At 66.0% G+C, this 3,422-nt stretch carries 3 protein-coding genes; 2 read left to right on the top strand and 1 reads right to left on the bottom strand.

Annotated elements, in window-relative coordinates; all coding sequences use genetic code 11:
• Positions 1-357: 357 nt before the first annotated feature.
• On the bottom strand, positions 358-720 hold the full coding sequence (locus I6U14_RS10855; protein WP_296899243.1) for a hypothetical protein: 363 nt from the start codon (positions 718-720) through the stop codon (positions 358-360).
• Positions 721-912: 192 nt separating this feature from the next.
• Here I6U14_RS10855 and I6U14_RS10860 point away from each other — a divergent pair, with 192 nt between their 5' ends.
• Both I6U14_RS10860 and I6U14_RS10865 read left to right on the top strand, forming a co-directional pair.
• On the top strand, positions 913-1,569 hold the full coding sequence (locus I6U14_RS10860) for a response regulator transcription factor (protein WP_296899244.1): 657 nt from the start codon (positions 913-915) through the stop codon (positions 1,567-1,569).
• Positions 1,570-1,588: 19 nt separating this feature from the next.
• A complete protein-coding gene (locus tag I6U14_RS10865) occupies positions 1,589-3,358 on the top strand; it encodes an ATP-binding protein (RefSeq protein ID WP_296899246.1) in 1,770 nt (589 codons plus the stop codon).
• Positions 3,359-3,422: the final 64 nt, after the last annotated feature.

The raw sequence follows: 3,422 nt of genomic DNA on the forward strand, positions 1-3,422 counted from the left end.
GGTGGGGGGGGGCCGGGGGCGGTGTGGCGGGGGGGGGTGTGGGCGCGGGGAGGGGGGCAAGGGCGGGGGCGGGGAGTGTGGTCCGGGACGGGGGTGGGTGGGCAGCGCAAGAGGGTATCGGCGTGGCGTACGCTGCGGCGTGGGCACCACGATATGGCGCTTTGGCCGATTTGTTATATCGGCGGTGGACTACGGTTTTACCCGCGCACCGCCAGGGGCGGCGAATGTTTCGAGGCGCCCTCAAGTTGCCGACTGCACGCAATATCGGGTGCCCTACTGAGTACAATACCGGTGCATTTCCGCCCGTGAGGTCCGGGCATTTGTATTCCTTCGCCAGTGCCATCGCCTTCATTCGCGTCAGCAGCCGTCGTCTTCGAACTGGGGCTCGCCGGTTGCCGGGTCGCGAAGCGTCTTGCCCTGCTCATCCGTCTTACGAACGCGGATGAACATCATATTTTCGATGCGGTCGAATGCGGTGTCCATGGCGTTCTCGATGTCGACGGCGCGCAGCCCGTCGTAGATGTAGATCCGGCCCTTTTGCTCTTGTGCCAGCTCCGCCGGCGTCGGCTGCAGGAGACGACGCATTTCGATGGCCGCTACGCCGCTGTCGGCGTCCTCGGCGGATGCCTGGGAAGGGGCCAGAAAGCCCAGACCCGTCACGCAGAGCAGAGCGCGGACGATGCGGCGGGATGCATTTTCATTCAAGCGCTTACCGTTCATTACATACCTCATGCTGAGTTTTTGACGGCCATGACTCTCGTGCTCGGTGCGTCGGCAGTGCCGACGTAGCGACGCTTTAACGAGATTAAGACCTGTTCAACTTCAGTGTATGATCGCCCCGGTGAACCGACCATGGCGCAAGCGAGCTAGTCCAAATGGGCTAATGCTTTTGCCTCGATGGAGGAGCCGGGATTGAATGTCTTGGTAGCGGATGACCATGCCCTGGTGCGGGCGGGCCTTATTGGCGTGCTGTCGCAATTGGCGCCGGAGCCGCGCGTCTTTGAGGCGGCCAACGCTGCAGAGGTGATGGACTGTCTGGCAGGGGGCACCGAGCTGGATCTGGTGCTGCTCGACTTGTTCATGCCGGGCGCGGTCGAGCTCGACCTTTTGCGGCACGTGTGCAGCGCGGCGGACTCGGTGCCCGTGGTGGTGCTGTCGGCGAGCGAGAGCGCGGCGCACGTGCGCGCGGCGCTCGAGCTCGGTGCCGCTGGATACGTGCCCAAGTCGTCGCCGAGCGAGCTGCTGATCTCGGCCCTCAAGCTGGTGCTTGCGGGCGGTGTGTATCTGCCGCCGGCGCTGATGCAGGCGACGCCGCAGCCCGCGGATGTGAAGACCTCGCGTCTGCCTCAGAACGGTGCATTGTCGACGCTGCTGACGCGGCGCCAGCAGGAGGTGCTCCGATTGCTCGGGCGGGGCTGGTCGAACAAACAGATCGCACGCGCACTGGCGGTGTCGGACAACACCGTGAAGGTCCATGTCGCAGGTGTGCTGCGGCTGCTCGGCGCCAGCAACCGCACCGAGGCTGTCATGCTCGCGCAGCAGCGGGGCTTTGAATTCGACGCCGAGTGAGCCGCTCAGCGCGGGCCAGATGTCTAAGCAGGAACCGCTCCCAGACTTGTTGACGGCCCGCCCTCAGGACATCGCCGAGGAGCGTTTGCGCCTCCTGCATCAGCAGATTCCGCGGGGCCAGGTGCTCAACGTCTCGTTGGCCACCATCTTCGCGGGGGCCCTGTGGCTGCAGATGCGGACTCCGCAGCCTTGGGTCTGGATGGCAGTGTTTCTGACGGTGGTCCTCGTCCGTCAGTTGCTGCACCACTTCGTTTTGCCCCCCGCCCGAGGGCGGCCGATCCGCCGCACCACGCCCCGACTCTATACGCTCACTGCAGTCTTCTCGGGTGCGGGCTGGGGGAGCGCACTCTACATGCTGGACCTGGGCTCGACCGAAGTGCTGGTACTGACCGCCCTGACATTGGGGGGCGTCATGGCAGGCGCGATCAGCGTGCTGTCTTACCTGTTGAGCGTCTACGTGGGCTTTGCGCTGCCCATCGCCATACCCTTGGCGCTGCACTTTTTCACCCAGGAGCCGGAAGGCATCGCCGTGATCGGCCTCATGGTGCTGGTCTTCCTGGCGGGATGTGTCTACTTCGCCCTGGTGTTCAATGGTGTTGTCACCCAGACGCTGCGCCTCAAGTATGCCAACGACGCCCTGCTGCTGGACCTGCAGCACCAGAAGCAGATCGCCGAGGACGCGAATGTCGCCAAGTCGAAGTTCCTCGCGGCTGCAAGCCACGATCTGCGCCAGCCACTGCATGCGCTGAACCTGCTCATCGAGGCGCTGAAGCGGTCCTGCGGTGATCGAGAACGGACTGCCATCTACCCGAGAGTGGAGCAGTCGCTCGACGCGCTCGGCAAGCTCTTTAACGCCCTGCTGGACATCTCCAGGCTCGACGCCGCCGCGGTGACTCCGGAGCCCGAAGACTTCCGCCTCGCGGGGCTGCTTCATCGCTGCGTGCGCGAACAGGAAGCCGAGGCCCATCGTAAGGGCCTTCGGCTGCGCTGCCGCCACTGTGCCGCGCTGGTGCGCACCGACCCGCTGTTGCTGGAACGGGTAGTCCGCAACCTCATCAGCAACGCGATTCGCTATACCGACCAGGGCGGCGTGCTCATCGCCTGTCGCAAGCGACGCGATAGGGTCTTGTTGCAGGTCTGGGACACCGGCATCGGCATCCCCGGGGATCGCATCGCCAAGGTCTTCGAGGAGTTCCACCAGATCGATAATCCCCACCGCGACCGCAGCCGTGGTCTCGGGCTGGGTCTCGCCATTGTCCGGCGACTGTGCGACCTGCTCGGGCTGCCCCTATCGCTGCGCTCGCGCCTTGGTCGGGGGACGGTGGTGAGTGTCCTGCTGCCGCGCGCCACCCGTATCCCCGAAACGGCTGCGTCATCGCCGTCGCCGCCGACGCTCTGGGAGATGCATGGGCGCGTCGTCCTGGTCATCGACGACGAGCGCGATGTCCTGCAGGCGACCGCGGTGCTCCTGGGGCAGTGGGGTTGTGAGGTGCTCACGGCGCAGTCCGGCGCGCAGGCGCAGGCACTGCTGCGTCGGAACGGGCAAGTGCCGGATGTGATCCTCTCCGATCTGCGGCTGCGCGATGAGGAGACCGGTATTGACGCCATCGCAGCCGTGCGTGCCGCCGTGAGCCAGCCCGTGCCCGCCGTGCTGCTCACCGGGGATACCGCACCCGAGCGCATCCGACTGGCCCGCGAAAGCGGCTATCGGCTGCTCCACAAGCCCCTGCAGCCGGCTCGGCTGCGGGCGGCCTTGCAGCGAGCCATCGCGCAGACCCCCGCACACTGAGTCTCCGCACGCTGAGCGGGACCCGCGCAGGCATCCACCGTCGTTGGACCGCCGGCTCACCCGC

Source organism: Thiohalocapsa sp. (assembly GCF_019695415.1).
Lineage (GTDB): Bacteria > Pseudomonadota > Gammaproteobacteria > Chromatiales > Chromatiaceae > Thiohalocapsa.